At 66.9% G+C, this 3,899-nt stretch carries 4 protein-coding genes; all 4 read right to left on the bottom strand.

Annotation, left to right across the window (positions count from 1 at the left end):
* Positions 1-663: polyprenyl diphosphate synthase (gene uppS / locus ACXJKH_RS16555; RefSeq protein ID WP_457320936.1), on the bottom strand; the 663-nt coding region annotated here is incomplete at its 3' end.
* A gap of 5 nt (positions 664-668) precedes the next feature.
* Positions 669-1,226: a ribosome recycling factor gene (frr, locus tag ACXJKH_RS16550; RefSeq protein WP_256776804.1), complete on the bottom strand. Its 558-nt coding sequence runs from the start codon at positions 1,224-1,226 to the stop codon at positions 669-671.
* A 113-nt stretch (positions 1,227-1,339) separates the two neighbouring features.
* Complete coding sequence (gene pyrH / locus ACXJKH_RS16545; protein WP_457320933.1) at positions 1,340-2,071, bottom strand: UMP kinase; 732 nt, start codon at positions 2,069-2,071, stop codon at positions 1,340-1,342.
* A gap of 125 nt (positions 2,072-2,196) precedes the next feature.
* The gene (locus ACXJKH_RS16540; RefSeq protein ID WP_457320931.1) at positions 2,197-3,696 is read right to left on the bottom strand and encodes an HDOD domain-containing protein; all 1,500 of its coding nucleotides are present in this window, start codon (positions 3,694-3,696) and stop codon (positions 2,197-2,199) included.
* Between the last annotated feature and the right edge of the window lie 203 nt (positions 3,697-3,899).

The raw sequence follows: 3,899 nt of genomic DNA, 5'->3' as shown, positions 1-3,899 counted from the left end.
GTCGAACTCGGGCCACAGCACGTCGGTGAACCACAGTTCGGTGTAGGCCAGCTGCCACAGCAGGAAATTGCTGATACGGGTATCGCCGCCGGTGCGGATGAACAGGTCCGGCGGTGGCAGGTCGGCCAGGGCGACCCGGCTGGACAGCATCGCTTCGTCGATCTGTTCGGGCAGCAGTCGGCCGGCGGCAACCTCGGCGGCCAGTTCGCGCGCGGCGCGGGCGATGTCCTGGCGGCCGCCGTAGCTGGCGGCAATGCTCAGGGTCATCGCGCGGTTGTCGGCGGTGCGTTGTTCGGCCAGYTGCATGCGGCTGACCAGCCCGGCGCCAAAGCGCTCGCGTTCGCCGATGAAGCGCACGCGCACGCCACGCCGATGCAGCTCGTCCACTTCGCGGTCGAGGGCATTGAGGAACAGTTTCATCAGCGCATCGACTTCCTCCTGCGGCCGGCCCCAGTTTTCACTGGAAAAGGCGAACAGGGTCAGCGCGGCGACGCCACGCTCCAGGCAGAAATCGATGGTGCGGTTGACCGCCCGCGCGCCGGCACGATGGCCGATCACGCGCGGACGGCGTCGCTTCTGCGCCCAGCGCCCGTTGCCATCCATGATGATGGCAACGTGGCGCGGGATCGGCGCGGGGGTGCTGGTGGTCGGGGCCTGGGACATGGGGCTCAGACCGCCATCAGTTCCTTTTCTTTCTCGGCCACGACGCTATCGACATCCTTGATGGACTTGTCGGTCAGCTTCTGGATGTCGTCTTCGCCGCGCTTCTTGTCGTCTTCGCTGATCGCCTTGTCCTTGATCAGCGCGGCGATCGCCTTGTTGGCGTCCTGGCGGATGTTGCGGATGGCGATCTTGGCGCCTTCGCCTTCCTTCTGCACCTGCTTGCCCAGCTCCTTGCGGCGCTCTTCGGTCGGCGGCGGCAAGTTCAGGCGGATGACGGTGCCGGCCACGTTCGGGGTCAGGCCGAGGTCGGAGGCGTAGATCGCCTTCTCGACGTCCTTGATCATGCCCTTGTCGAACAGGGTGATGACCAGCGAGTGGCCTTCGGAGACGCTGATCGAGGCCACCTGGTTCAGGGGGGTGTCGGTGCCGTAGGCCTTGACGGTGATACGGTCCAGCAGGGCCGGGGACGCACGGCCGGTGCGGATGGAGGTGAGGGTGTGCTTCAGAGCATCGATGCTCTTTGCCATGCGCGTCTGCGCGTCCTGCTTGATTTCGTTGAGCATCGCCCGAATCCTGGATCTAACCGGTAATCGGGCGATTATAGGCGAATAAGGGGTCTGGCCGCCTTATCGACGCCGCCAGCGGCCGCTCCACGGGGGAGCGGCGCGTGCCTCGTTCAGGCAGCCTGGTCGCGGCCCTTGACCAGCGTACCGATGTTTTCGCCGTGCAGGATCTTCAGCAGTTCGCCCGGCTGGCCCATGTCGAACACGCGCAGCGGCAGGTCGCTGTCGCGTGCCAGGGCAAAGGCGGCGGTGTCCATCACTTCCAGGCCGCGACGGATCACTTCGTCGTAGGTCAGGCTGTCGAAGCGGACCGCATCACTGTACTTGTTGGGGTCCTTGTCGTAGACGCCGTCGACCTTGGTCGCCTTCAGCAGCAGGTCCGCGCCGATTTCGATCGCGCGCAGGGCCGCGCCCGAGTCGGTGGTGAAGAACGGGCTGCCGACGCCGGCGGCGAAGATCACCAGGCGGCCCTTTTCCAGGTGGCGGATGGCACGGCGGCGGATGTAGTCCTCGCACACGTCGTTGATCTTGATGGCGCTCATCACGCGCGCCTTGGCGCCGAGCTTTTCCAGCGCGTCCTGCATGGCCAGCGCGTTGATCACGGTGGCGAGCATGCCCATCTGGTCGCCGGTCACCCGGTCCATGCCGCCGGYGGCGAGGCCGGCGCCGCGGAAGATGTTGCCGCCGCCGATCACCAGCGCCACTTCGGCGCCGGCCTGCTGGGCTTCGATCACTTCGCGGGCAAGGCGGTTGATGACCTTCGGGTCGATGCCGTAGTCCTCATCCCCCATCAGTGCCTCCCCGGAAACTTTCAGCAGGATGCGACGATAGGAAAGATTGGACATGGTGGCCTCTGGGTGCGTGGAAAACGCGCAAATTCTACTGGAAGCCGGGCCCGTCCGTGGAGAAATCTTGCTGCGCTGCGGCGCAGGTCCGGTCCGGCCCCCGCCGTTACTGCGGCCGACCCGGCTCAGGCCGGGGCGGTCCCCGGCGAGCGAGCGATGACGCGGTTGCGCCCCAGGTTCTTGGAGCGGTAGAGCACGTCGTCGGCGGCCTTGAGCAGGTCCTGAACATCGGCAAAACGCTCGTAGCCGCCCTGAGTGGCCACGCCGGCGGAGAAGGTCACAAACAGCGGACCGTCGGCTACTTCGGCCATCGGGGTGTTGACGATGCTGGCCAGCACCCGGCGCACCACTTCCAGGGCGACCGGCTCGGTGGTGTTGGGCAGCAGGGCGATGAATTCCTCGCCACCGAAACGGGCCACGGTGTCGCTGGTGCGCAGCTGCTCCTGCAGCTTGCCAGCGAAGGCGCGCAGGACCTGGTCGCCCATCAGGTGGCCGTGGGCGTCGTTGATCTTCTTGAAGTCGTCCAGATCGATGAAGGCCACCGACAGCGGCCAGCCGTGGCGGGTGGCGCGCAGGAATTCCTGTTCCAGCACGGCCTCGAGCTGGCGGCGGTTGAGCACGCCGGTGAGCGCATCGCGGTGGGCCTGTTCGGCCAGCCGGTTGGCCCGGGCCTCGAACTCATCGGCACGCTGCCGGGCCATGGCCGCGTCCTGCATTTCGCGCAGGTTGCGCAGCGTGGCCAGCTCCTGGGCGTGGTCGATCAGCTGCTGCACGCGCGAAGGGGAGATCAGGGTGGTTTCGAACAGGGCGCTGATATCGGGCAGGGCCTCGCCGATCCGGGCCAGGACCTGGTCGAACTGGGCGCTGTCCAGCTGCAGCCGCTCGTTGACCAGCTGCAGGGCGTGTTCGCGCGCGGCATCGGCATCGGCGCTGAGCCAGATGTCGGCCACGGCGCCGGACAGGGCCACGCAGGTCTGGAAGTTGTCTTCGGCGTCGGCCGGCGATTCGCTGCGGGCGATGCTGTCCACCAGGTAGCGCGGCAGCTGCCACTGGTCGGCCATCCAGGCGCCGACCTCGGCGTGGCTGGACTGCAGGTGTTCGCGTTCCAGTGCGACCAGGGCGTCGTTGTCCCTGGCCTGGCGCAGCAGCGGCAGGTAGGTGTCCGGCTGCGACTGGGCCAGCACGAGGATGCCCAGGTCCTGCAGCAGGCCGGYCAGCATCAGCTCTTCGGCCTTGCGCAGGCCGCGGGCCTGGCCGAGCAGGCTGGCGGCCAGTGCACTGAGAATGCTGCGCCGCCATGCGCGTTCGCGCAGGTCCTGGCCTTGCCCGGGGCTGGTCAGGCCCTGGGTGACGGTAAAGCCCAAGGCAAGGCTGACGGTGGCATTCAGGCCCAGCATGGTCAGCGCCTGGCCGAGGTTTTCGATGCGCCGGCGGCTGGCATACAGCGGGGAATTGGCGATGCGCAGCATGCGCGCGCTCAGCGCCATGTCGATGGCGATGATGTCGGCGGCGGTGGTGATGTCCGCTTCCGGGTCCTGGGCCAGCTCGATGATGCGCAGGGCAATACCGGGCGGCGAGGGTAGGTTGCGGCAGAGCGCCAGGGCGGCTGTCAGCTCGGGAGGCATGGCGGGGCTACTGGTGTGTTGAGGCAAGAATACATGGAGTCCGTCACAGATTTGAGCGTTGATTCTTGCGGTGGTTTTTCGATTGGCGTTGGCGGCATCGTGGGTAATGCGCCATGCGCTGCAAAACCAGTGGGCAGATCGCGGCGGGTGTGTTCATCGCGCTCTTGGTAACACATTCACCGGCGGAGGGGGAGGTCCGCTAC

It is taken from the genome of Stenotrophomonas sp. P5_B8, from assembly GCF_054049855.1.
The sequence above is the reverse complement of the archived record's forward strand: the minus strand, read 5'-3'. Positions and strand labels throughout refer to the sequence as shown.

Bases quoted from the DNA above. Each gene is read 5' to 3' on its own strand.
- frr (WP_256776804.1), bottom strand. From the start codon at position 1,226: ATGCTCAACGAAATCAAGCAGGACGCGCAGACGCGCATGGCAAAGAGC.